The 26,010-nt window shown below is 28.6% G+C and carries 18 protein-coding genes, 4 tRNA genes and 1 riboswitch; of the genes, 18 read left to right on the top strand and 4 right to left on the bottom strand.

Annotation, left to right across the window (positions count from 1 at the left end):
* The first annotated feature begins 3 nt into the window (after window positions 1-3).
* The 3 genes from ACVHXK_RS11855 (at window position 4) to ACVHXK_RS11845 (ending at window position 3,380) form a co-directional block, all read left to right on the top strand.
* On the top strand, window positions 4-1,320 hold the full coding sequence (locus ACVHXK_RS11855) for a metallophosphoesterase (protein ID WP_461206609.1): 1,317 nt from the start codon (window positions 4-6) through the stop codon (window positions 1,318-1,320).
* Window positions 1,321-1,397: 77 nt separating this feature from the next.
* Entirely contained in the window at window positions 1,398-2,225 is an 828-nt protein-coding gene (locus tag ACVHXK_RS11850; protein WP_461206608.1) for a protein-ADP-ribose hydrolase, read from the top strand.
* A 159-nt stretch (window positions 2,226-2,384) separates the two neighbouring features.
* The gene (locus ACVHXK_RS11845) at window positions 2,385-3,380 is read left to right on the top strand and encodes a cysteine peptidase family C39 domain-containing protein (protein ID WP_461206607.1); all 996 of its coding nucleotides are present in this window, start codon (window positions 2,385-2,387) and stop codon (window positions 3,378-3,380) included.
* Between the two features lie 320 nt (window positions 3,381-3,700).
* On the opposite strand, the gene ACVHXK_RS11840 is transcribed toward ACVHXK_RS11845, so the two are convergent.
* Both ACVHXK_RS11840 and ACVHXK_RS11835 read right to left on the bottom strand, forming a co-directional pair.
* Window positions 3,701-6,079: a homocysteine S-methyltransferase family protein gene (locus ACVHXK_RS11840; protein WP_461206606.1), complete on the bottom strand. Its 2,379-nt coding sequence runs from the start codon at window positions 6,077-6,079 to the stop codon at window positions 3,701-3,703.
* Window positions 6,069-6,743 (bottom strand): vitamin B12 dependent-methionine synthase activation domain-containing protein, encoded by a 675-nt coding sequence (locus tag ACVHXK_RS11835; RefSeq protein WP_461206605.1) that lies wholly within the window; start codon window positions 6,741-6,743, stop codon window positions 6,069-6,071. Before ACVHXK_RS11835 ends, ACVHXK_RS11840 begins: the two co-directional genes overlap by 11 nt.
* Before the next feature lie 376 nt (window positions 6,744-7,119).
* Window positions 7,120-7,222: riboswitch (SAM riboswitch) on the top strand.
* A 284-nt stretch (window positions 7,223-7,506) separates the two neighbouring features.
* Here ACVHXK_RS11835 and metF point away from each other — a divergent pair.
* The 3 genes from metF to ACVHXK_RS11820 all read left to right on the top strand — a co-directional run bounded on the left by metF (window position 7,507) and on the right by ACVHXK_RS11820 (window position 10,652).
* Window positions 7,507-8,388 (top strand): methylenetetrahydrofolate reductase [NAD(P)H], encoded by an 882-nt coding sequence (gene metF / locus ACVHXK_RS11830; protein WP_461206604.1) that lies wholly within the window; start codon window positions 7,507-7,509, stop codon window positions 8,386-8,388.
* Between the two features lie 210 nt (window positions 8,389-8,598).
* Window positions 8,599-9,945: a glucose-6-phosphate isomerase gene (locus ACVHXK_RS11825; protein WP_461206640.1), complete on the top strand. Its 1,347-nt coding sequence runs from the start codon at window positions 8,599-8,601 to the stop codon at window positions 9,943-9,945.
* Between the two features lie 266 nt (window positions 9,946-10,211).
* A complete protein-coding gene (locus tag ACVHXK_RS11820; protein ID WP_461206603.1) occupies window positions 10,212-10,652 on the top strand; it encodes a YaiI/YqxD family protein in 441 nt (146 codons plus the stop codon).
* A gap of 567 nt (window positions 10,653-11,219) precedes the next feature.
* Here the strand turns inward: ACVHXK_RS11820 and pulA are convergent.
* On the bottom strand, window positions 11,220-13,373 hold the full coding sequence (pulA, locus tag ACVHXK_RS11815) for a type I pullulanase (protein WP_461206602.1): 2,154 nt from the start codon (window positions 13,371-13,373) through the stop codon (window positions 11,220-11,222).
* 155 nt (window positions 13,374-13,528) lie between these two features.
* Here pulA and ACVHXK_RS11810 point away from each other — a divergent pair, with 155 nt between their 5' ends.
* The 5 genes from ACVHXK_RS11810 (at window position 13,529) to ACVHXK_RS11790 (ending at window position 21,506) form a co-directional block, all read left to right on the top strand.
* On the top strand, window positions 13,529-14,806 hold the full coding sequence (locus tag ACVHXK_RS11810; RefSeq protein WP_461206601.1) for a triple tyrosine motif-containing protein: 1,278 nt from the start codon (window positions 13,529-13,531) through the stop codon (window positions 14,804-14,806).
* A gap of 389 nt (window positions 14,807-15,195) precedes the next feature.
* Window positions 15,196-15,498 (top strand): YerC/YecD family TrpR-related protein, encoded by a 303-nt coding sequence (locus tag ACVHXK_RS11805; protein WP_461206600.1) that lies wholly within the window; start codon window positions 15,196-15,198, stop codon window positions 15,496-15,498.
* A gap of 36 nt (window positions 15,499-15,534) precedes the next feature.
* Window positions 15,535-17,760, top strand: a complete 2,226-nt coding sequence (pcrA, locus tag ACVHXK_RS11800) for a DNA helicase PcrA (protein WP_461206599.1) — start codon at window positions 15,535-15,537, stop codon at window positions 17,758-17,760.
* An 18-nt stretch (window positions 17,761-17,778) separates the two neighbouring features.
* Window positions 17,779-19,767, top strand: a complete 1,989-nt coding sequence (gene ligA, locus ACVHXK_RS11795; protein WP_461206598.1) for an NAD-dependent DNA ligase LigA — start codon at window positions 17,779-17,781, stop codon at window positions 19,765-19,767.
* Window positions 19,768-19,940: 173 nt separating this feature from the next.
* Complete coding sequence (locus tag ACVHXK_RS11790) at window positions 19,941-21,506, top strand: ABC transporter substrate-binding protein (RefSeq protein WP_461206597.1); 1,566 nt, start codon at window positions 19,941-19,943, stop codon at window positions 21,504-21,506.
* A 190-nt stretch (window positions 21,507-21,696) separates the two neighbouring features.
* Here ACVHXK_RS11790 and ACVHXK_RS11785 read toward each other — a convergent pair whose 3' ends face one another.
* Window positions 21,697-23,073: a hypothetical protein gene (locus ACVHXK_RS11785; RefSeq protein WP_461206596.1), complete on the bottom strand. Its 1,377-nt coding sequence runs from the start codon at window positions 23,071-23,073 to the stop codon at window positions 21,697-21,699.
* 86 nt (window positions 23,074-23,159) lie between these two features.
* Here ACVHXK_RS11785 and ACVHXK_RS11780 point away from each other — a divergent pair, with 86 nt between their 5' ends.
* The 7 genes from ACVHXK_RS11780 to ACVHXK_RS11750 all read left to right on the top strand — a co-directional run bounded on the left by ACVHXK_RS11780 (window position 23,160) and on the right by ACVHXK_RS11750 (window position 26,009).
* Window positions 23,160-24,134, top strand: coding sequence for an AIR synthase family protein (locus ACVHXK_RS11780; protein ID WP_461206595.1), 975 nt, complete (start codon window positions 23,160-23,162; stop codon window positions 24,132-24,134).
* 290 nt (window positions 24,135-24,424) lie between these two features.
* Window positions 24,425-25,021 carry an XTP/dITP diphosphatase gene (locus ACVHXK_RS11775; protein ID WP_461206594.1) on the top strand — a complete coding sequence of 199 codons (597 nt, stop codon included), beginning with the start codon at window positions 24,425-24,427 and terminating at the stop codon, window positions 25,019-25,021.
* Window positions 25,022-25,032: 11 nt separating this feature from the next.
* Window positions 25,033-25,503, top strand: coding sequence for a metallophosphoesterase (locus tag ACVHXK_RS11770; protein ID WP_461206593.1), 471 nt, complete (start codon window positions 25,033-25,035; stop codon window positions 25,501-25,503).
* Between the two features lie 98 nt (window positions 25,504-25,601).
* Window positions 25,602-25,677 (top strand) — tRNA-Pro (locus ACVHXK_RS11765).
* 6 nt (window positions 25,678-25,683) lie between these two features.
* Window positions 25,684-25,757: transfer RNA gene (locus ACVHXK_RS11760), tRNA-Gly, on the top strand.
* An 8-nt stretch (window positions 25,758-25,765) separates the two neighbouring features.
* Window positions 25,766-25,842 (top strand) — tRNA-Arg (locus ACVHXK_RS11755).
* Between the two features lie 94 nt (window positions 25,843-25,936).
* Window positions 25,937-26,009 (top strand) — tRNA-His (locus ACVHXK_RS11750).
* Window position 26,010: the final 1 nt, after the last annotated feature.

Genomic DNA, 26,010 nt, shown 5'->3' with positions numbered 1-26,010 from the left:
AGAGTGAAACAAGAGAAAAAAAAGTTTAATGGTAAAATATTAATTTGTATATTAGTTATTTTACTGATAGTTTCAATAATCTTAGGGTATAGGATATACAATAATTATGAAAGAGAAAGTGTAGCGAAAATACAGGGCGAAGATTTTAAAATAATTGTTGCAACAGATTTACATTATCTTACTGAGAGGCTAAATGATAATGGAAGTTTATTTCAAGAAGTAATAAATAATGCAGATGGAAAGGAAACTCAATTTAGCAGTGAAATTTTAGATGCTTTTATAAATGAGACATTAGATACAAAACCAGATATGGTAATACTGACTGGGGATTTAACTTTTAATGGTGAAAAACTAAGTCATGAAGATTTATCTGAAAGACTTACAGAATTAACAGAAGTAGGTATAAGGGTATTGGTTCTACCTGGCAATCATGATACTAATAATATATATGCATCAAAGTATTTTGGAGATAGCTATGAGAGAGTTGAAACCGTAAATACCAAAGAATTTGGTGAAATATATAATGATTATGGGTTATCAGAAGCTATTAGTGTAGATGATGCTTCAAATAGTTTTGTGTATCAGTTAGAAGATAAAGTCTGGCTTATTAGTCTAGATACAAATACAGATAAAAATGAAAATGTAGTGCTAGGAAAAACGCTTAATTGGCTAGAAAAAGTTCTTAAAGATGCTGAGCAGCAGGGCGTTAAGGTTATTTCATTTACACATCAAACTTTTTTCTTACATAATGATGCTTTTAGCAATGGATATAGAATTAGTAATGCGGAAAAGTTAGCTGAATTATATCAAGATTATGGTGTTAATATTAATTTTAGTGGTCATATGCATATACAGCACATTATTACAGAGGAAGATACAACAGAATTTATTACCTCATCCATATCTGTATGGCCATATCAATATGGTGTTATAAGTTATGAAGATGGGAAAATGTCTTATAATACTAAAAAAATAGATATGCAAAATTGGGTTAAAGAAAATAGTATTACTGATAAAAATCTAATAGAATTTAGTTTGCAAGGATCTGAGTTCTTTGATAGTATAACCTATAAAAAAGCTTATACTAGTTTAGATGAATATGACATAAGCGAAGAAGAAAAAGAAGAAATGTTAGAATACTTTGTTAGATTAAATAGAGAATATTTTTCAGGAAGGTTAGATAAAGAAGTAGATATAGATTCTTCAAAGGCTAAAAAGTTATGGGAAGAAAAAGCTGGAGATTCATTTATGTATTATTATATAAAGAGCATTGAGAATGAAGAATATGTAGACTATACAACTTTTGAGTTGGAATGGTAAAACAATTGATTCAAATGCAATAATTATGAGCCGTCAGAATTAATAAAATACTCTGATTTAGAGGGGGCATAACTAAAGTGACGCAAGATGAAAGATTAGATTATTTATTAAGTGCTTTGATTTCTGAATCTAAGCAGTATCAAAATATTGATTTGAACAAAGTGGGAGATAAAAGAGAGCTATTACGTTCTTTAATGAATGTTAGATTACCAAAAACAATTTCAAAAGAATTTTTTGAGATACAAGATGATTTTTTAAGGCAAGAGGTTATTAATAAAGGAATAGTTAAATTTAATGAAATTAAAACTATTGATGAAGAATTTAATTCAAAAAATAAATTTGCAAATAAAATTTCAATATGGCAAGGGGATATTACAAGGCTAGAGGTTGATGCAATTGTAAATGCAGCAAATTCGCAAATGCTAGGTTGTTTTGTACCATGTCATGGTTGTATAGACAATGCAATTCATTCAGTATCAGGGGTGCAACTAAGAGAAGTGTGCAATGAATATATGCAAAAAAAGAGAAAGAATACTGTAAATTATGAGGAACCAACTGGCTCAGCAATGTTAACGAAAGGTTTTAATCTTCCATGCCAATATGTTTTGCATACTGTAGGCCCTATTGTAGGTAACAGGTTAAATAATTCCTTAAAACAAGATTTGAAAAATTGCTATAAAGGATGTTTAACAATAGCTTTAGAAAATGGTGTTAGGTCACTGGCATTTTGTTGTATTTCTACAGGGGAATTTAGATTTCCAAATGATGAGGCTGCAAAAATAGCTATTGAATCAATTAATGAATTTATGGAGCAAAATATAGATAGTATTGACCGTATAGTGTTTAATGTTTTTAAAGATATTGATTATGAGCTATATAAACAATTATTACAATTAAGTATATAGAGTGAATTTGATAATTTACTTATGAAATATTTTCGATTGAAATTTTTGAGTTTTGGATTATTCCAAAACTCTTTTTTTATAGTATATTTTTTCTTGGGAAAAAATAGTATAATAGTAAGTGAATTTACAAAATATGGAATTAGAATAGAGGTGATTTATTTGAAAAATAAAAATAGAATTGCTAAGATAATGTTAGTATTATTAGTAATTTTATCTATAGTTTTTCTAGGATCTAATTATTTTTTTAGTCCTGTAGAAGTTGATGATTTAAGCTATATCGATGATTATAATACTATAAAGGTCAATTTTAATCAGGACATAATAATTAATAAGAAAACATTAGATGGTATTAATATTTTAGATTCTAATGGAAAGAAAATGGATTTAACTTTGCAACTTGAAGATAGCAGTAAAAATTTAACAATTAAACCTTCAGACAATGAATATGCGCTAGGTGAAGACTATGCAATTGTAATTGATAGTATACAAGGAAGATGGTTTGGCGACATAAGAGAAAGGTATACAGTCTCTTTTACAATAGATAAAATTTTTATAGATGAGTCGTTAGGGTTAGGTCAATATATGACTCAAAAAATTAGTAATGATAGAGATTATGAATGGTATGTAGACCAGGGAACAACAGGGGAATATTCATATACAAATTGTGGGCCAACTTGTGCAGAAATGATTGGTAAATGGAAAGATGAGAACTTTGGGGGTTCTGCGGAGGAAGCTAGAAGTTTAGATTATGGTGATGATGGTGGCTGGTTTACAGAAAATATTCAGAATTATTTAGATAGATTTAATATAGAAACAGAAATAATTGGAGATGTAACAGAAGACTTAGTTATAGATAATTTAAACCAAGGTAATATAATGGTAATAGGAATAAAATCAGATGAGATTAGTTTTAATGATTCAAAATATGGTGGCCATGTAAATATGGTTTATCAAATGTATGGAGGCCATTTTATATTGGTAAAAGGATATGTAGTAGCAGATGATGTTCTGTATTTTGAAATATATGATCCTAATGGTGCTTATGAAACGTATGAAGATGGTACCCCTTCCGGAAAAGATAGATATTACAGAGCTGATGAAGTAATACAGGCATCTAAGGATTGGTATGATAGTATATTATTGGTTAAAGAATAAAGTTTTTGTTTTATATTAAACTATTGAGAATATCTATGAGGCGGATTTAATAATAATGTGCAATGTGCAATGTGCAATGTGCAATTTGCAATTTGCAATTAAGGATAATTCTCTCGCTGCCCTCGAGAATTTTAGAATTAATAAAAGAATTAAAAGAATTAAAAGAATTAAAAATTAGAGAATAAAAGAATAAAATGAGGAATAGGTTTATATAAAAATAAAGAAATCTATTCCTCTTTATAAATGTTTTTATGTTTATTAAATTAAAGATTTTCTGACCAAAGGGAAGAAAATCATCAATAATTGCACATTGAACATTGCTAATTTTCTTTAAAAATTTCTTTAGCAATAGTAACAGCTTCTCTAGCATCTTTGGCATAGTAATCAGCACCAATCATATCAGCGTATTCTTCGTTTAAAACGGCACCACCTACCACTACTTTGCATTCTAAACCATTGTCTCTTAAAGCTTTGATAGTTTGTTGCATACTAACTACAGTTGTAGTCATAAGGGCACTTAAGCCAACGAATTTTATATCATGAGTTTTTGCGTAATTAACTACATTGTCTATAGGAACATCTTTACCTAAATCTATTACATCATAGCCATAGTTTTCTAATAGGATTTTAACTATATTTTTACCAATATCATGAATGTCTCCTTGAACTGTAGCTAGAATGATTTTACCTTTGGATATTTTAGTTTCATTATTTTCTATAAGTTTATCTTTTATTACTGAGAAGGAATTTTTAACAGTTTCAGCAGATTGTATGAGCTGTGGTAAAAATATTTCCCCTTTTTCATATTTATCACCTACTATATCTAAGGCTGATATTAAGTATTTATCTACAATTTCCAGTGGCGGTGCTTTTTCTAAAAGTTCTTTTGTAGCCTGAATTGCCTTTTCTTTTAATCCTTTGATTACAATTTCTTTCAAATCTATATCTGAAGATTGTGCCTTTATTTCACTTTTATATTCTTTGTTAGATGAAAAACTAATAAAATTTTTAGAGTCTTTATCCTCATTGGCAAGGACTTTGTAGGCCATTATTGTGTCCATCATACCTTTAGATAATGGGTTTAATATCGGTACATCTAGTCCATTTGCTAAGGCCATAGATAAGAAAGTTGTGTTTAATAAATCTCTGTTTGGAAGGCCGAAAGATACATTACTTACACCTAAAAGAGTTTTTACTCCTAGCTGTTCTTTAACCATTTCCACAGCTTTAACTGTTTCAAGCACTTCTTTTTGCTGAGCAGAAGCTGTAAGAACTAGACAATCTATTAATACATTTTCTTTTGGTATGCCATATTCTGCAGCTTTATCAATTATTTTTTTAGCTACCGCAAATCTTTCGTGGGCAGAACCAGGGATTCCTTTTTCATCTAAAGTTAATCCTATAACACAAGCACCATATTTTTTAACTATAGGGAAAATTTCTTCCATGATTTTTTCTTTGCCATTTACGGAATTTATAAGGGGTTTACCATTATATACTCTTACGGCAGATTCTATAACTTTTACACTTGAACTATCTATTTGCAAAGGTAGATTTATTATAGATTGAATTTCTTTAATAGCTTTTACCATAACTTTTTCTTCATTTATTTCTGGAAGACCTACATTGACATCTAATATATCTGCTCCTGCTTCCATCTGAGATATAGCTTCTCCAAGGATATAATCCATATCGTTATTTTTAAGTGCTTCTTTAAATTTCTTTTTACCTGTAGGATTTATTCTTTCTCCTACAACACAAATAGTATCACCTATAAAAACTGTTTTTGTTGAACTAGAAACAGTAGTGTACTTTTTCACACTATTTTTGACGAAAGGTACAATACTAATTTGACTTACTAATTCCTTTATAAAGGTTTCATCAGTTCCGCAACATCCACCTAGAATAGACACGCCTTTTTTTGCTATTTCTTTCATAAAAGAAGAAAATTCAGTAGGGGTAACATCATAGACAGTAGCATTATCTACAATTTTAGGTAAACCTGCGTTAGGCTGTACCATCACTGGAATAGAAGAATACTTTAATATTTCATCAACTACAGGCATCATTTCTTTTGGCCCTAAAGAGCAGTTTATTCCAAGAGCATCTACACCTAAGCTTTCTAAAACATTAACCATAGTAACAGGATTACTACCACTTAGCGTTCTAAGGCTTTCATCAAAAGTCATAGTACAAAATACTGGAAGATGGCTATTTTCTTTCGCTGCAAGAATGGCTGCTTTTGCTTCGTATAGATCAGAAATCGTTTCTATGATTATTAGGTCACATCCAGCTTTAACACCAGCTAGTACTTGTCTTTTATATATATCGTAAGCTCTTTCAAAAGGGAGAGTACCCATAGGCTCCATTAATTGTCCTATTGGTCCTAAATCAAGAGCTATAGAAGCATCTGCATCACCTTTTGCTTCTTTTGCTAAAGAAGTGGCAGAATAGATTATTTCTTCAACTGAATAACCTGTTTCTTTAAGTTTTAGTTCATTAGCACCAAAAGTATTTATAGTTAGTATATTAGCACCAGCTTGTATATACTGATGGTGAATATCCTTTATTATTTCAGGATGTTCAATATTATATGTTTCTGGGATTTCACCTCTTTTAAGGCCTCTTTTTTGTAACATTGTTCCCATTGCCCCATCAAAAAATATAAATTCTTTCCCCAATTTTTTTCTAATTTCCACAGTAGTCCCCTGCCTTTCTAAATAAACAATCATTTTTTTTATTGCATGTATTACATCCGGGATGCTGCCTTCCTATATTTTTATCTTGAAAACCTATAACAGCAGTAACTGATTTTCTTGGAAGTAATATATTTGTATCTGTAACTGTAAGGCCAATTTTTTTATGTGCATCTAGTACATTTAGAATATTGTGCTGAATATTTAAGTCAAAATCACCATAGCCAGGGCTATATCTATAGGTAATGGCTAAATTTAATTTTTCTGCTTCTTTTTTTACTTCTTCTTCGATTTCATCACAAAAACTCTCTATGGCGGTAGTAGCACAAGCATCAAAAATTAGAGCTTTAGTTAAATTACTTTTTTCGTATAACCTAGTTTTTTTTTCAATTTGGACACCTAAAGTTGAAGCCATTATAGTACATTTTGTTGAATTTTTTAGATGATTATATATGTCTCTACCATGAAAAGTCAAATTTGTATCAGTAATTTTCACGTTTTGGGTATCTTGAATTTTCATTAGATCAAAAGTTTTAAAAGTAGACTTAGGGATAGAATATTCTTTTACTTCTTCTATACATAGGTCTATTAAATTTTCTATTGTTGTATCTGTTTCTTGATTTCTATATCCTAGATATCTCAATACTTCGCTTCTATCTATAATCATAAAAAATTCACCTCTTCATAGGTTAGTGTTTAAAATAATTATTTATCAATATACAAAACTAATTCATATGTACATTTCCATGAACAAGTATAAAAAAATCACAGTACATATAAGTATTTCTAGTATTAATAAATATACAAATTTATTGTATCTATTGTATCATAGGAAGTAATAAAGATAAACAATATAAATAATCAACTTATTTTTACAAAAAAAACTAGTATTTAATGAATTATAGATTTGTAAACGGTAAGTTCAAGTAGTGCTTTGTATATATAAAGGAGCAATATTTTTATACAATTCGATTATAATTTTTAGTTGACATAATGGCTATTTATTATTAAAATTTATATCAATGAATAAAAATTCAATAAATTCCTTATCTAGAGTGGTGGAGGGACTGGCCCATTGAAACCCGACAACCAGCATTTATGCCCGGTGTCAATTCCAGCAGAAAGTATTTTTCTGAAAGATAAGATTAATAGCGCTTACTATATAAAAGAGCTGTTTTTCTTAGGGAAAACAGCTCTTTTATAGTGTGAAGTGTGAAGTGTGAAGTGAATGTTTCTTTTCTCCTTACGGAGAAAAGTTTTGATCTTAAAATTCTTTAATTAATTAAAAGATTTTGCGTAGCAAAATCATCAGTAATTTCACACTTCACATTCCACACTTCACATTATTATAAAATAAGAACAATTAGCTAAATAAAACTTTAAATAATAATAAAATTTATTTAGTATAAAGATAAAAGGGGGTTATTCGTTTGTTTATAAAAGATATTTTTAAAGAGAAAAAATCAGTGGTTTCCTTTGAGATTTTTCCACCTAAAAAGGAAGCTTCCATAAGTACTATTTATGAAACAATTGATGCATTAGCGTATCTTAACCCAGATTATATAAGTGTTACCTATGGTGCAGGAGGTACATTGAATAATGATACGGTTAAGATAGCTTCATATATTAAAAATCAGCATAAAATAGAGGCTCTCGCTCATTTAACTTGCATAAATTCAACTGAAGCTGAAATTGATATGGTTCTTAGAGACCTAAAAGATAATAATATCGCTAATATTTTGGCCTTAAGAGGGGATGTACCTGATAAATTCAATTTGAATTTAAAAAGAGATTTTTATTATGCTAGTGATTTATCTTCTTATATTAAAAAGAAAGGTGATTTTTCTATAGCAGGGGCATGTTATCCAGAAGGACATATAGAATCAAGTAATTTAGATGAAGATATTGATAATTTGAAACTAAAAATAAATACAGGTGTTGATTTTCTAATTACTCAATTGTTTTTTGATAATAAATTTTTCTATGACTACAAATTAAAAATGGAAGAAAATAATATAAAGATTCCTATAGAAGTGGGGATTATGCCTGTAATCAATAAGAAGCAAATAAAAAGAATTGTTGATTTGTGTGGAGCAACTTTGCCAAGAAAATTTGTAACTATAATGGATAAATATGAAAATAATAAGGAAGCTCTAAGAGATGCTGGAATTGCATATGCTACAGAGCAAATAGTAGATCTTATTTCTAATGGAGTTGATGGTATTCATATATATACCATGAATAACCCATTTGTAGCTGAAAAAATAGTTAGTAATATTTCTTCAGTAGTTAAAGCTAATAATATAGTATAGTAGTGTAAACTATTGTAGAAACTATTGTAGAAACTATTGTAAAAATTATTGTAAAAATTATTGAATAGGATAAAAAAATAAAAATAATATAATTCTGAAAAGGGTTACTTGTGTTGTTGCATATAGCATTTTATGGTAACATTATTAGAGGGAAATATCATAATTAAATATTAAAAATAAGATTATTTAAGCAAAAATTTAGGAGGTATTATAAACATGGGATTAACATTAGATTTATCAAAAGCTAAACCTTTTTTACAAGATTACGAAGTGGCTCAAATGCAGCCAATGGTTGATGTAGCTCATAAAATGATACATGATAAAACAGGCCCAGGAAATGATTTTTTAGGATGGGTAGATTTGCCGGTTGATTTTGATAAAGATGAATTTGACAGAATTAAAGCTTCTGCAGAAAAGATAAAAACAAATTCTGAATACCTTATAGTAATTGGTATAGGTGGTTCATACTTAGGAGCTAGAGCTGCTATAGAAATGAATGCTAGTACTTTTCATAATTTAATGCCAGAAAATAAAGATAGTGTTAAAATATTATACGCTGGAAATAATATAAGTTCTACATATATGGCTGATTTAGTAGAATTAGTTAAAGATAAGGACTTTTCTGTTAACATAATTTCAAAGTCAGGTACTACTACTGAACCAGCTATTGCTTTTAGAATATTCAAAGACCTTTTAGAAAAGAAATACGGAAAAGATGGAGCTAAAGAAAGAATTTTTGCTACAACTGATAAAGCAAGAGGAGCACTTAGAACTTTGGCAAATGCAGAAGGATACGAAACCTTTGTTATCCCTGATGATGTTGGTGGAAGATTTTCCGTTTTAACAGCTGTTGGATTATTACCAATTGCAGCTTCAGGAATAAATATTGATGATATGATGCAAGGAGCAAAAGACGCAAGAGAAGAATATAGTGTTCCTGATTTAGATAAAAATATAGCTTACAAATATGCTGCAGCAAGAAATGCTTTATATAATAAAGGAAAGAAAATAGAAGTTATGGCTAATTTTGAGCCTTCATTACATTATGTTGGTGAATGGTGGAAACAATTATATGGAGAAAGTGAAGGAAAAGACCAAAAGGGAATATTCCCAGCTTCTTGTGATTTTTCAACTGATCTTCATTCAATGGGACAATACATGCAAGATGGATTAAGAATGATGTTTGAAACTCAACTTAATGTAGAAAAGCCTAGAAAATCAGTTATATTAGAAGCTAATGAAGATGATTTAGATGGACTTAATTATCTTGAAGGAAAAGATATGGACTTTGTAAATAATCAAGCTTTCAGCGGAACAGTTTTAGCTCACGTAGATGGCTCAGTTCCTAATATAGTAATAAATATTCCTGAACTTACAGCTTACTATTTTGGATATATGGTTTACTTCTTTGAAAAAGCTTGTGGATTAAGTGGATATTTATTAGGAGTTAACCCATTCAATCAACCAGGTGTTGAAGCTTACAAAAAAAATATGTTTGCTTTACTTGGAAAACCTGGGTATGAAGATTTAAGAAAAGAATTATTAGAAAGACTTTAATTTAAGGATATTAATTAAACAATCTGCGATATGAAATAGTATTGTTTTTATAAAAAGTTATTAATATTGATTAATGTGCAATGTGAAATGTGCAGGGTGCAATTAATGATAATTTTCTTCCCTTTGGTCTGAAAATCTTTAATTGTAAATTGCTAATTGAACATTGCACATTATTATTATAAGTAAAACTAATAATATAAGAGATAATTTTAATACATACAATTCTTTGTAATAGAGTTTGTTATTTTAAAATTGGGGGTTTTATTTTGAGAATAATAGTGGATGCGGATTCTTGCCCTTCTAGAGATATAATGGAGAAGGTAGGAAAAGAGTTTGAGTTAGAAGTAATAATGTTTTGCGATCTAGATCATTTTATCGAAAGTGATTACGCTGAAGTTAGAATTTGTGACAGTGGATTTCAAAGTGTGGATATGAAAATAATAAATGAAGTTAAAAAGCAAGATATAGTTGTATCTGGTGATTATGGTGTAGCTGCAGCAGTACTTGGCAAAAAAGCTTATGCAATAAGTCCTAACGGAAAAGAATATACTGACGAAAATATTGAAAGACTTCTATTTGAGAGACATATGGCAGCTAAGGTAAGACGAGGCGGAGGCAAAGCCGGAAAACATAGAAAGAGAACTAGTGAAGATGTTGATAGATTGTATAATGGACTTATTAGGATAATTAGAAGAGACAATGTATAAATGGAAAGATAATGCACAATGCTTATTAAAGATAATGCACAATGCACGATGCACAATGCACAATTAAGGAGGAAATTTTTTAGCGGAGCTAAAAAATTTCTTTTTATTTATTGAAGAAAAAGCCAATTCAAAAGCCAATTTAAAAGCCAATTCAAAAGCCAATTAAAATATTAATCGAAACAGAAATAAAGGCAAAATAAAGTTTGGATTTAAATTAAATTTAATATCAAAATAGAGCTTAATATTAATATATATCAAGGTAGTTAACGATTTCTAGGATGTTCTAAATTGCTTTAGATATTTGTTAAAAGGCAGCAAGAATATTTGTATGTAATAAAAAATATTTTTACTGCCTTAATTATTCACTTATTAACTCTTTTATTGTTTAATTATTTGTGCTCTTATTGGTTTATTCTTTTATTAATTAAAGATTCTCCGAAGAATGAGGAGAATCATCCTCAATTGTGCATTGTAAATTGCGCATTGTGCATTGAATTAATGTTGTGCATTGAATTAATGTTGTGCATTGAATTAATGTTGTGCATTGAATTAATATTGTGCATTGAACTAAAGCTCTTCTCTATAAAAAACACTTGCACTTATACTCTCTAGATGTAGAGAATCTAATTCTACGCATGTTAATGGTTGATTGCTAGCTCTGTATTTGTTAACAACTTGAGTTAGTCTCATTTTTTCTCCTAAATATACATCTACAGCGTAAGTATTTGGATTGAAAATCACAATTATTTCTTTCCAAGGTTCATCTTTTTCTAAATGAATTATCTTGTAGGCTACAACATTTGGTGGAGTGTTATCTAAAAATAGGATTGAATTTTTAATTTGTTCTTCGGTTTTAAGTTTAAATGCTGGATGATTTTTTCTTATGTCTATTAAACCTTTTAAATACTCGTTTAGGTCATTAAACTCCGATTTTCTATCCCAGTCAATCCAATTTATTTCATCAGGTGAATTATAACTGTTTTCAATTCCATTTTTTGTTCTTGCAAATTCCATACCTGAATGGATAAAAGGAACTCCCTGAGAAGTTAATAAAATTGCAAAAGATAATTTCATCATATTTTTTTTATCATCAACAGAATATTCACTGGAATTTATATTAAATTTGTCCCATAAAGTATGATTGTCATGGCAAGATAAATAGTTAATTGATTGGCTAGATTTTAAAAATCTCGAAGTTTGTTCATTAAAATAATTAACTCCAGCAACTATACAATTTTTGAGGTTATGCTCTTGATTGACTTTACCATTAGAGTAACCTTTATCATTGGCTACAAAATTATTACCTTTCACAGTATCTCTGAAAAAGTCATTGAAAAATCCTATATAAGGCATTTTATAGGAATTATCTATGTTTGCTTTTAAATCAGCATCTAGTAAGGTATTTAAGTTCCAACCTTCGCCGTATATCATGATATTTTTGTTGATTTGCTTAAGTTGAGTGTGAATTTCATTCATAGTATTTACATCTAAAATACCCATAAGGTCAAATCTAAAACCGTCAATATGATATTCTTCAGCCCAAAAGAGAAGGGAATCAATTATAAATTTAGTCATCATTTTATTTTCAGAGGCGGTATCATTTCCTACCCCTGTTCCGTTAGATGGTACGCTGTAATTATCAAATCTAAAATAATATCCCGGAAATATTTTTTCAAAGCTACTTTCTTCTATTATAAATAAGTGATTATATACTACATCCATATTTACGCCAATGTTATTTTTGTGAAAATGAAGAATCATTTCTTTGAGCTCCCTAATTCTAACTAAAGGGTCATAAGGGTCACAGGAAAAGGAACCTTCAGGAGCATTGAAATTGACTGGATCATAACCCCAATTATATTTAATTGGGTTTTTTTCATCTACACTCGTATGACTAAAATCAAAACAAGGTAGAATTTGAACATGTGTTATACCTAAATCTCTTATGTGAGAATAAGCAGTAGGTAAACCTAATTTAGACTGTGAATTTTCTTCTGTTAAGCCTAAATATTTACCGTTTTTTTCAACATTACTATTTTTGTTTGTGGAGATATCCCGTATGCTTAGCTCATATATAATGCTTTCTGTATTATCTTTTAGAGTAGGACCTTTATCACTATGCCAATTCATAGGGTCTGTTTGTTGAAAATCTATTATAGCACCCCTATAACCATTGATACCAATAGCTTTAGTGTAGGGGTCAATTGTTTCATTTATATTGCCATGAACATTAACTTTATAAGTATAAAAGTAATTTTTTAAATTTCTTTTTATTGTAGTTATAAAAAGACCGTTTATTTCTTGCATTGTGAATTCTTCACCAGTGCAAGGTTCTTCGATGTCACCAGTAGTATATATAAGTACAGATATTGTTTTAGCTATAGGGGACCATACTTTGAAGGTTGTTTCATCTTTATTGTATAAATATCCTAATTTGGTAGTGGTATAATATTTATTATTAAAGGAATCAGTTTTAAAGAGTGGAAAATAAAATATTTTTGTTTTATTATTTTCACAAAGAAGAAAAGTCTCAGATTTGATAAAAATCTCTTTTTCTAGCTCTAATATAATAAAATTTGCATCTAATTTCGTTATATTTAATATATTTATAGAAATATTCCCATTTTTTATTGAAAAAGTGCTTTCATTTATATTAAAATAGTCATATATTTCAATTTTAACTTTATTAAAATCTATAAGTAATGCTGTTTTTATGAACATATTTTATCCTCCTGAAAATAGCTGAAAATTATGGTTCTTTAATTATAAACTGAAAAATTCTACAAGTCAAAAAATAGAGTATTAGAATAAAATGTAATATAATAAAGGTATTACTTTAAAAATTAGTATTATTAAATGTATAGGGGCTGAAGTATATGAATAATTTCACATTTGAAATTGGATCTAAATCACCTAGTATTAAAAATGAACAAGTTTTAATAAGAGTAAATAATAACAAAAGCGTTGAAGATTACCTTTACAAATTTATGGTTGGAAATGATGGTAAGTGGGAGACACTTAGAGGTTATGAAAGAAATAATGAAATTCAATGGATGCCAACTAGAATAGGAAATTATATCATTATGGTTCAGATTAAAGATTGCAAAAGTATAAAGCCATTTGACTTTATATTAAAAGAAGTATTTGAAGTAAGTGATGAAATAAACAAACAAAACGGAGAGGAGCCTAATGACAAGAATATGACAACAAAAGAAGAAAAAAATTCTGTGCAGATTGAAGCTGAAAATATTAAGAAAAATGAAACTAACAATATGGAAGATAACCTTAGAATAGAAAAGATTAATATCAATAAAATGATTGATAATGGAAAAGTTAATTTTTTGGATTTAGAAATTATACCTAATATAGAAGGAGATTTTCTTTATAAATTTATAATTGACAATAATAAAGAAAAAGATGTGATGGGGTATAGTGATTCAAGTTTTATTAGTTTTTCACCTGATGATATTGTCAGCTATAAAATAGAAACATTTATAAAAAAAGGAAAAGAAAAAATGGCATATGAAGATAAAGCTTTCTCAAATGTATATATAGATGATAAAAATGGGAAATATATTGATTACACAATAATGAATATTAAGGATTATTATAGAATTGGTGACGATATAATTATTGATTTTAATTTCTCTTCCAAAAATATTGATGATTATAAATATTTGATAAAAATTGATGATATTAAAATTGAAGAATCAAATTTTACTAATAATAGTAGATTACATATCAAACCAAAGAGTTCAGGAGTATATACTATATATATTGGTAAGAATAATGTTGTAGAAGAAGAAAACAAACCTATGTATGGAATTGTGAAATTCAAGGTAAATTCTCTTAATCCTGTAAAGATAAAAGAGGTTGTATTAGATAAAAAAGAGGTTTATATAAATGATTTTGTAACTATTAGTGTAGAAGCAGAGGGTGGAAAGTATATATTATTTGAATTTTACATGAAAATTAACGAAAAATGGGAAAAAGTACAAAAATATAGTAAGAAAAACTTTTTTACATTTATGCCCGTAGAAAAAAAGAAATATAACTTGTTTATTGTTGCTAGAAGTAATACTAGTCAAGATGAATATGATGATCATTATAAACTGGATATAAATGTTTTAGATGAAAACAGCAATTGTTCATAGAGGCCATTTGGATTTAATATAATTACATAGTGAACGTAGTATTTTTAACAATTATTAATTTTTGAAGGAAAAAAATTAATGATTATATAAAAATGAAATTTCTTGTGTAAATGCCTTGCAATTTAATCTTTATTTTAATATAATTACGTTGCAAGGGTAATTAAAAAGTTATTTGAAAAAAAATAGTCCCCTTTTTACGAAGAATCCCAGCCCCAGGGTATTCTTCACCCTAATGCATAGAACTTTGCTATCCACCGTTTGGATAGCATTTTTTTTTAGCTAAAAATGCAAGAAGGATTTCTTGCATTATTTTTTTGCTTTAAAATAGTGAAGTGATGAAGCGAATTGTGGTAAAATAATAGTATCTATATTTATAGTGAGGTGATTATATGTCAGATTACAATCCAAAATTGAAAAATCCTGAGATGGATTTTCTTTGTGAGGCTATTCTATCGTTAGAAAACATAGAGCAGTGTTACAAATTCTTTGAAGATATTTTTACTATTCATGAAATAAAATCTGCAGAACAAAGACTTCAAGTCGCTAAAATGTTGAAGCAGAAAAAAACATATACTGAGATAGCGAAGATTACAGGGGCTAGTACAGCAACAATTAGTAGAGTAAACAAATGTTTAAATTATGGTAGTGGTGGATATAATTTGGTATTAAATAAAATTAACTGGGAAGAATAAAAGAAATATACAATTTCAGTGATGAGGAGTGTTTTGATGGATTTAAAGGCATTATTAAATAAAGAACAATATGAGGCAGCAACGACTATAGAAGGACCACTATTAGTACTAGCTGGTGCGGGAAGTGGTAAAACTAGAGTACTTACATATAGAATTGCACATATGATTCAAGATAAAGAAATTCCTTCATACAACATATTAGCTATAACTTTTACGAATAAAGCAGCAGGTGAGATGAGGGACAGGGTAAGAAAATTAGTTGGTAATGAAGCAGATAATATGTGGATATCTACTTTTCACTCTTCTTGCGTGAGAATATTAAGAAGAGAAATTGAAAAAATAGGCTATAACAAGAATTTTGGTATTTATGATTCATACGACCAAAAGACTCTTATGAAAGAATGTATGAAGGAGTTAGATATTAATGATAAAGACATTAATGAAAGAGAAATACTTAATAAAATAGGTAGCTTAAAGGATGACCTTATAACTTGCAGGGAGTTTGAAAAAGATGCTGAAGGTAATTATAGATTAGAGAAAATTGCTAAAGCATATAAACTTTATCAAAAAAAATTAAAAAGCAATAATGCTTTGGATTTTGATGATTTGATTTTTAATACAGTAATGTTATTAAGAAAAGACGAAGAAACTTTAGAGTTTTATAGAAGAAAGTTTAAATATATTATGGTAGATGAGTATCAAGATACTAATAGAGCACAATATGAATTGGTTAGACTATTAGTTGGAGAAAGAAATAATATATTTGTAGTTGGTGATGATGACCAATGTATATATCAGTGGAGAGGTGCTGATATAAGAAATATACTTGAGTTTGAAAAAGATTATTTGAATACTAAGGTTATAAAACTAGAACAGAATTATCGTTCAAAAGAAAATATTCTTAGTGCTGCTAATAGTGTAATAAAGAATAATCAATATAGAAAAAACAAAGTTTTAAGAACTGAAAATGAAGTTGGAGAAAAAATTAAGGTGTATAGAGCGTATTCAGACCTTTCAGAAGCAGAATATGTGTCAAAAACTTTAGAAACTATAAAAAATGATGAAAACAAATCCTATAAAGAGTTTGCAATTCTTTATAGAACTAATGCACAATCAAGGGTATTAGAAGAAGCGTTTATAAAGAAAAATATTCCTTATAGAATTATAGGAGGATTAAAATTCTACGATAGAAAAGAAATAAAAGATATAATGTCATATTTGAAATTGATTAACAATCCTTTAGATGATGTTAGTTTTAGAAGAATTATTAACCTACCTAAAAGGGGTATAGGAAATGCAACCATAGAAAGAATAAGCGAGTATGCCAATTATATGGATGAATGTTTGTATAGTGCAACACTTGATATCGATAATATACCTAATATATCGAAAAAAGCATTTAATTCGATTAACAAATTTATGGGTTTAATGAACAGTTTTATGAGAAGAAAAGGTATAATACCTATATCAAAATTAATTCAGGAGATAATTGATACAACTGGGTATATGGATATGTATAAGTATTCTAATGATATAGAAGACCTAACTAGGATAGAAAATATTAAAGAGTTAATTTCAGCAGCGGTAGAATTTGAGAATAATTCTGAAGATAAGACGTTGTCAGCATTTCTTGAACAAGCAACTTTAGTTTCAGATGTAGATAATCGCGATGAAGATGCGGATACTATTGTGTTAATGACAATTCATAGTGCAAAGGGACTAGAATTCCCTGTAGTATTTATGGTAGGTATGGAGAATGGTATTTTCCCAGGAAATAGAACAATGGATGATGATGATGAAATGGAAGAAGCAAGAAGGTTATGCTATGTAGGAATAACTAGAGCAAAAGAGCAGTTGTACATGACATCAGCAGAAAAAAGAATGGTCTTTGGTAGAACACAATTTTATGCTCAATCAGATTTCTTAGGTGAAATTTCAGAAGATTTAAAAGAAGAAATAATAATTGAAAAACCTAAAAATAATAATATGAAAACAAGTTTTGATACAGAAAAGTATGAAATGAAAAAAACAAGTATTCATACATTAAAAGCTAAGAAATCAAAACCTAAGGCTATAAATATGAGCAATGAAGTAAATAAAGAAGATGTTTTAATAGGAACAAAAGTGAAACATGCTAATTTTGGTATAGGAACAGTAGTAACATTAAGTAATGCTGGAAATGATAAAAAGGTAACTATAGCATTTGAAAATATGGGAATAAAACAATTTATTTTAAGTAAAGCTCCATTAGAATTAATATAAAGGCTTGGTGATATTATTATGGATATGAGACTTAAAATAGAACAGTTAGTAGATGAGTTAAATAAACTTGCTTACGAATATTACACTTTAGATGACCCTTCTTTGTCAGATAAGGAATATGACCAAAAGTATGACGAATTAGTTATCCTTGAAGAGGATACAGGTATTTTACTTCCCTATTCGCCAACACAAAGAGTTGGAGACCGGATTTTATCAGAATTCACTAAATACACACATAAAAGTAGACTTTGGAGTTTAGGAAAGGCACAGACATTAGGAGAAGTTATAGATTGGCATAATAAAAATGAAAAAGCTATTAGAGAATTTAATGCTATAAATGAAGAAAAACTTCCACCTCTGAAGTATGTGCTTACTAAAAAATTTGATGGACTTACAGTGAATTGTACTTATGATGAAAATGGAGTGTTAACAAAAGGGGCAACTCGTGGAAATGGAAAAATAGGAGAAGATATTACGGCACAAGTTAAAACTATAAAAACAATTCCTTTAAAAATAAAGACAAACGATGTATTTGAAATACACGGCGAAGCAATTATGACAAAAGGAGCTTTTGAAAAATATAATAATGAAGCAAAGGTACCTTTAAAAAATCTTAGAAATGGAGCGGCAGGTGCTCTTAGAAATTTAAATGTAAAAGAAACAGCAAAAAGGAATCTGTCTGCATTTTTTTATGATGTTGGATACAAAGAAGGAGAACAATTTAAATCTTATCAAGAGATGCTTCAGTTTATAAAAGACAATGGATTTCTTATGGATGATTACGTTAAAATATGTTCAACTATAACAGAAATAGAGAGTGAAATTGAATATATAAATGATGTAAGAGATGATCTAAATTACGAGATAGATGGAATTGTAATTGCAATTGATGATATGAGAACAAGAGAGTTAATTGGATATACGGTAAAGTTTCCTAAATGGGCACTAGCTTATAAATTTGAAGCAAAAGAAGTTACTACAAAATTATTAGATGTAGAATGGAATGTAGGAAGAAGTGGAAGGGTTACACCTACTGCTATTTTAGAAGCGGTTGATATTGGTGGTGTTACAGTAAAGAGAGCTACATTGAATAATATGGATGATATTAATAGAAAAGGCGTAAAGTTAGGTAGCAATGTAATTGTAAGAAGATCTAATGATGTAATTCCAGAAATATTGGGAGTTGTGTCTAAGATTGATGAAGAACAAGATATAATTCCACCAGAAAGATGTCCTGATTGTGGAAGTCACATATTTCAAAATGGGGTGCATTTTTATTGTGAAAATACTTTATCATGTAAACCGCAACTTGTTAAATCTATAGTACATTTTGGCAGTAGAGAAGCAATGAACATTGCAGGATTTAGTGAAAAAACAGCAGGGCAGCTATTTGAAAGTTTGCAAATAAAATCTATTTCTGATTTGTATAGAATAAGAAAAGAAGAATTGCTAGAATTAGAACGTTTTGGGGAGAAAAAAGCTGAGAATTTATTAGAAGCTATTGAAAAGAGTAAAAATCCAGATTTACCTTCTTTCGTATATTCCCTAGGAATACCAAATGTTGGGAAGAAAACTGCTATTGATTTAGTTGCAAGTTTTAAGTCATTAGAAAATTTAATGGAAGCAAAGTATGAAGATTTATTAGATATAAATGATGTGGGCGATATAGTTTCAAAAAATATTGTTGACTTCTTTGGCGAAGAAAAAATGAAAATAATTATAAGAGAACTTCTCGAATTAGGAGTAACCCCTCATTATGAAGAAGCTGTTGTAATAGAAAATGTATTTAATGAAAAAACGGTAGTAGTAACAGGGTCTCTTCAGAGTTTTTCAAGAAAAGAAATAAAAGATAAATTAATGACTTTAGGGTCAAAAGTGTCCAGTAGTGTTAGTAAGAAGACAGATTATGTCATAGTAGGAAAAGAGCCCGGATCTAAGTATGATAAAGCAGTAGATTTGGGTGTAAAGATTATTTCAGAAGAAGAATTTATAGAAATGATAAAATAAAGGATAAAAACCGTCAATTAGATTGGCGGTTTTTGTTGTTTATAATTATAAATATTTGTCAATAATCTTAATAATTAAAGATTTTCTGACCAAATGGAAGGAAATCAACAATAATTGCAAATTGAACATTGCAAATTGCTAATTGATTATAAATAAATGGATGGTTGATGAATGTGATTAAAAGAATAATAAGAATACTAATTGTTACAAATTTGATATTTTTTCTTGTTGGTTGTGTAGTAAAAAAAGAAAATGATACAGTAATTAGAGATTATCCTATAATAAGTTATCAATATATTCCAGAAAAACTAAGTGTAGGCGAAGACTTAACTATAGAGGAAGAAAATTTTATAATGCTATTATTCAGTGGATTAGTATATGAAGATAAACAGGGTGGAATTAAAGGAGCTTTGGCTGGTAGCTTTAAATATAATAGTGAAGAAAATGAATATATTTTTCAATTAAAGGATAATATTAAATGGAGTAATGGAGATAAGATTTTAGCAGAGGATATTAAGAAGTTTTTTTTGAATTTCCTTAAATCAGAAAATACTAATTACAAAGATGAATTATTTTGTATAAAAGGAGCAGAGCTATATTCAGAAGGACGAATAAGTGACGAAAGAGTAGGTATAGAAGTGGAAGATGAAGATACAATTATATTTAAGTTAGGATATGCAAATGGAAATTTTTTAAGGATATTATCGCAGCCTGCTTTTGTATTACGTAATGTATCAAAAGAAAATGATTGGAAAAATAGTTATAAAGATATACTATATTCAGGAGCCTATAAAATTGAAAACATACAAGATGAAAATATTTATCTTATAAAAAATGAAGAGTTTTTTGACGCAAATTCTATAGAATCAGAAAAAATAGGTATAGATACACGAGAAGAGGAATATTATGCACTGGCTCATTTGGAAACAAATATGATAGATATTATGGTAAATATTAATTATGTTGCTGAAAATGTATATAGTAAATGTGAAAATAATATTACTGATGATAAAGATTTAACCGAGAAAGATGATTTGAAAGAAGAAAAAATTTCAACAAAAGAACATTTATCTTTATTTTTTAATTTAGATAATGATAGAATAATGAGAGATTTTAAAATCAGAAGAGCTATTATAGAAATTTTAAATAATGATTCTAAAGAGGTTATTCTACAATTCAATGATTTGGATGAAGAAGTAGATATTCAAGAAAAAGAAGGATATGAAACAGAAGATGAAAAGATAGATATGTATGGAATTAAGGGAAAAGAAATTTCAATACTATTAAATATTGAAGATGAAAAAAACGAAAATTATTGCGAGGAAATAAAGAATAAATTAGAAAGTCAAGGAATGATTATTAATATAATATATACAGAGAATTCAGATGAATTTATGAAAGAAATTAATGCTGGAAATTTTGACATATGTCTAAATTTATTTTTAATAGATGATAATACAAGAGGATATTTATTAAAACTAATGAGTTCTTCAGATTTTAATACGTTTTCATATACAAATAGCGATTACGATTTTGTTTTAAATAAGTATTTTTTCGAAGAAGATTATATTGATAAAGTAAATCTTATTAATGAGGCTAAAAAAATATTAGAAGAAGATTTAGTTTACGACAATATAATGAGTAAGGAAGAGTATGTTTTGATGAATAATTCACTAGAGGGAATATGGTATAACGAAAGAGGGAATATACATTTTGAGAATATGTTTTTAAAAAATTGATTTCATTATAGTGCTAAGTGTGAAATGATAGATTATTTGAGAAACTTTGAATTCACACTTCAAACTATTGATTGATATAACTAAAATGGACCACAATATATAATGTGGATTGGAACATTATATATTGCGGTCTAAGTTCTGCAAAATTACTTTATAAAGGGTAACCATAGGTTAAAATAAAGATACAAAATTAAATAAATTTATTGTTATAGGCAAATAATATTGCAAAGAACAAATTGAAATTTCTTTTACTATCGAATAATTCTTTGCTCTGGTCAAATTTGTCTTTTGAATTATTATAAGTTAAATATCTTAGAAAACATGGTGTAAGCTTTGATTCGGAAGGTGTCTCTAAATCTGATGATTTGAAATATTCATCCTCTAGAAGTTTGTCTGATTTCTCTTCAAAATTTCTATACCTTTCAGAATCTCCTAGAGAAGGAGTTTGTGGCCATGAAGTTATTAGTCCGGATTTAACTATCTGATTTAGGTATAGTTCTATTAAATCATAATCACTTTCTTCATTTCCAGTTTTCTCATTAAACATAATTATATATGAAAGTATTATTTCCTTTGAAGAAATTTTGAATTCTTCTTCCATAGGGGATTTAATTAATAAAGCTTTATTTTTATCATAGTTATCTAAAAGCTTTTGGAATAATTCTTTTGAGTAATCATTGAAACTATATATATTTGAGTTTATATATAGTAATTTATTCATAATATACATTTTACTTATTACATCTAACTTATCTATAGAAACGTCTTTTTTATAGTTTCCCATATAATAATCGCAAAGGTCTAAGCAAAGTAATTTTGCTTTGTTAGATTTTGTGAAATTATAGAATAAGCTTATATATAAGCAAGTATCAAGCAAATCATCCTCAGGTATTTTATAAATTTCATCTTTGAAGTTTGTAAACATATTTAAAATGTCTTCTGAAAAGTTTAAGTATTCATCTTTTTCTTCTTCTTTCAAGTATGTTGAACATTTGTAAAAAGCTAGCATTATTAGCGCTTGATTAGAGAATTTATAATCTTCTTCTTTTTCTTTGAGTTTAATTTTTTCTGTCATAGGGTCAGTATTATCTTTTTTGTTAATAAAAACACCTTGGTCGTTTCGCAAATATGAAGCAAAAAAATCTAGTTGAGTTTTTGCTAATTTCGTATAGAACTTACTGTATTTATATTTTTCAGTGTCGATATTTTGGAAAGTTCTATAGTAATCAATTAATTCTTGAATACATAAATTCATGAAAACATTGCTTGAAATATCAATTTCTTTTTTGAATTTTTTTTCATTCCATATAAGCGAGTTATTTTTATCTTTAAGCTTAGCAGAAGCTTTTTTATAAACACAAACAAGTGGAGAAATTTTTTCTGATATGTTAATATCAATTGTAGGAACATTTTTTGTGTTTAGTTTCTTTGCGCTAGTAGGAATGCCTAAATTTGAATAAAGAACAGTGAAGTTAACCGATTCTTTTGCGAAATAAAACAGTTGACTTCTGATCTGATCTTCTGTTAAATTGTTCATTCTTAGAAATGGGCCAATATATTTTAACATTTTTACACCACCAAAAACTAGTCCTTATAAAGATAATATGAAACAAAATGCAAAAAGGTGAATAAAGAAAGGAAGAAATACAAAAAATGATAACAGGAAAACTTGAATGGAAAGAATTGGATAGAATAATAAAAAACTTTACGGGAGTAAAAAAGGAAGATGTAGTAGTTAGAAGTGGAATAGGTGAAGATTGCTCGGTAGTTAATTTCGGAGAGTACGATTTGGTCTTATCTACAGACCCTATAACAGCAGCGAAAGAAGATATAGGTGGTATTCTCGTAAATATAAATTGTAACGATTTAGCTTCAGCAGGCGTCCTACCTTTAGGAATTATGGTTACAATTTTAGCACCTCCTACAGTGGAAATAAAAGAAATTGAAAAAGTAATGAGTGATATTAACAGAGAGTGCATTAAACTTAATATAGAAGTAATTGGTGGACATACAGAGGTAACTGATGCTGTTAACAAAGTTGTAGTTTCGGCAACTGTTATAGGTAAAACAGAAAAAGGCAAAGCAGTGGAAACAAAAGGAGCAAGAGTAGGCGATTCAATTATAGTTACAAAAAAACTTTGTATTGAAGGGACCTATATTTTAGTGAATGATTATTGTGATGAAATACAAGACGTTCTAACTAAAGAAGAAATTAAAAAAGCTAATCAATATAAAGAACAATTAAGCGTTGTAAAAGAAGGTGTACTATCTGGAAAATTTGGCGTTAATTCGATGCATGATATAACAGAAGGTGGAGTACTTGGAGCTCTTTGTGAAGTAGTAGAAGCTTCACAAACTGGGTTTGAAGTTTGCTATAATAATATGCCAATTAGTGATATTACTATCAAGTTATGCAAGTATTTCAAAATTGACCCACTTAAATTTATTTCATCAGGAAGTATGCTAATTTGTAGCAATAGAGGCGAAGGACTAATAAAGTTCTTAAAAGAAAACGGTATTGAAGCTTATGAAATTGGAAAAATAAAAAATGAAGGGAAAATTCTAATTAAAAATGGTAAAAAAATAGAAGTGGAATTAATTGAAAGAGATGAAATATATAAATTATAATTACAATGCACAATGCACAATGCACAATGCACAATGCACAATGCACGATGCACAATTAAAATCCGAAATAAATAAATATAATTAAAATATAAAAAGAAATAAATGCAAATAAAAATAAATGCAAAAAAAAATAAAATAAAAGTAAATAAAAAGAAAGGCAAAATACACAAAAATATAGACGAAAATATTATAAGAGTCAAAATAAAAGTATAGATAAAAAAATGATTAAAGAATAATTAATAATGTGAAATAATTGAGACATATAATATTTTACGAATGGAGAGATAATAATGAATAAACTTATAGTAGCGAGCAATAACCAGCATAAAATAGAAGAAATTAAGGCAATACTTTCAAAATTTGATTTGGAAATTTTATCTTTAAAAGAAGCAGAAATTGATATTGATGTAGAAGAAAATGGAGTTACTTTTATAGAGAATGCGCTTATAAAAGCGAGGACTATAAAAGAACTTTATCCTGAGTTTATGGTGCTCGCAGATGATTCGGGTCTTATGGTAGATGCACTTAATGGTGAACCTGGGGTTTATTCAGCAAGATATAGCGGTGAACATGGTAATGACAAAGCAAACAATAATAAGCTCTTAAAAGAGATATCTAGTATTAAGAAAGGAGATAGAAAAGCTAGATTTGTTAGTGCTATAGCATTAATAATGGATGGAAATATTACAATTGAAGTAGAAGGATATGTGCATGGAATTATTATTGATGAGGAAATTGGACAAAATGGATTTGGTTATGATCCTTTGTTTTTCATACCAGATAAGAATAAAACATTTGCTCAGATGACTTCAGATGAAAAGAATTCTATTAGTCATAGAGCAAATGCACTTAAATTATTAGAAGAAAAGCTAAAAAAATATTTATAGGAGGGAATACTTTGGTTATAGGAGTTATAAGTGATACGCATAGAAATACCTATATATTTAATAAGCTTTATCAAGCTGTACAAAATACTGATATGTTAATTCATTTGGGAGATAATGTTCAGGATGTAAGAGAGTTTTCAAATTATTATAAAAAAGAAATTATATTTGTTAAAGGAAATTGTGATTTTTCTACCACAACTCCTAATGAAATTATTGAGGATATTGAAGGTAAAAGATTTTTCATAACACACGGGCATAATTATGGCGTGAAATTTTCTTTATTGAAATTAAAATTAAGGGCAGAAGAATTAGGAGCTGATATAGTGCTATTTGGACATACCCATGTATCTACTATTTTATTCGAAAACGGTATATGGTATATCAATCCTGGCAGTCCTTCTTTGTCTAGAGATGGGTTCAATAGTTATGCTATTATAGACATAATAGAAGGTAAGGTGAATCCTAGTATTAGGTCTTTGTAAAAAATTTTTAAAAAAAAGTATTGACGAAACCCAAAAATTATTGTAGAATAGTTTTTGTCGTCAGGAACGAGACAGACAAACAAAACAATGAAATGCAACGGGGTATAGCGCAGATGGTAGCGCGCGTGGTTTGGGACCATGAAGCCGCGGGTTCAAGTCCTGCTACCCCGACCAGTTTCTGCGGGTGTTGCTTAATGGTAAAGCTCTAGCCTTCCAAGCTAGCCACGAGGGTTCGATTCCCTTCACCCGCTCCATTGTAAATGCGTCTTTAGCTCAGTTGGATAGAGCAACGCCCTTCTAAGGCGTGGGCCAGGGGTTCGAATCCCTTAAGGCGCACCATTTATGATTTAAACGTGAATAGCTTAGTGAATGAAGCATCTAATCTTTGTGGAATATTTTAGATTTTCAATTTCTGTTCGCGTACCATACTGTGGTGGGTATAGCTCAGTCGGTAGAGCGTTAGATTGTGGTTCTAAATGCCAAGGGTTCGATTCCCTTTATTCACCC

This window comes from Clostridium sp. DL1XJH146, from assembly GCF_054819755.1.
Note: the sequence above shows the minus strand (reverse complement) of the source record. Positions and strands in the feature narration are given on the sequence as shown.

What these genes read in the sequence shown, in the direction of transcription:
- ACVHXK_RS11835 (WP_461206605.1), bottom strand. Translation starts at nt 6,743, where the DNA reads ATGATTATAGATAGAAGCGAAGTATTGAGATATCTAGGATATAGAAAT.
- pulA (WP_461206602.1), bottom strand. Translation starts at nt 13,373, where the DNA reads ATGTTCATAAAAACAGCATTACTTATAGATTTTAATAAAGTTAAAATT.
- ACVHXK_RS11810 (WP_461206601.1), top strand. Translation starts at nt 13,529, where the DNA reads ATGAATAATTTCACATTTGAAATTGGATCTAAATCACCTAGTATTAAA.
- ACVHXK_RS11805 (WP_461206600.1), top strand. Translation starts at nt 15,196, where the DNA reads ATGTCAGATTACAATCCAAAATTGAAAAATCCTGAGATGGATTTTCTT.
- pcrA (WP_461206599.1), top strand. Translation starts at nt 15,535, where the DNA reads ATGGATTTAAAGGCATTATTAAATAAAGAACAATATGAGGCAGCAACG.
- ligA (WP_461206598.1), top strand. Translation starts at nt 17,779, where the DNA reads ATGGATATGAGACTTAAAATAGAACAGTTAGTAGATGAGTTAAATAAA.
- ACVHXK_RS11785 (WP_461206596.1), bottom strand. Translation starts at nt 23,073, where the DNA reads ATGTTAAAATATATTGGCCCATTTCTAAGAATGAACAATTTAACAGAA.
- ACVHXK_RS11780 (WP_461206595.1), top strand. Translation starts at nt 23,160, where the DNA reads ATGATAACAGGAAAACTTGAATGGAAAGAATTGGATAGAATAATAAAA.
- ACVHXK_RS11775 (WP_461206594.1), top strand. Translation starts at nt 24,425, where the DNA reads ATGAATAAACTTATAGTAGCGAGCAATAACCAGCATAAAATAGAAGAA.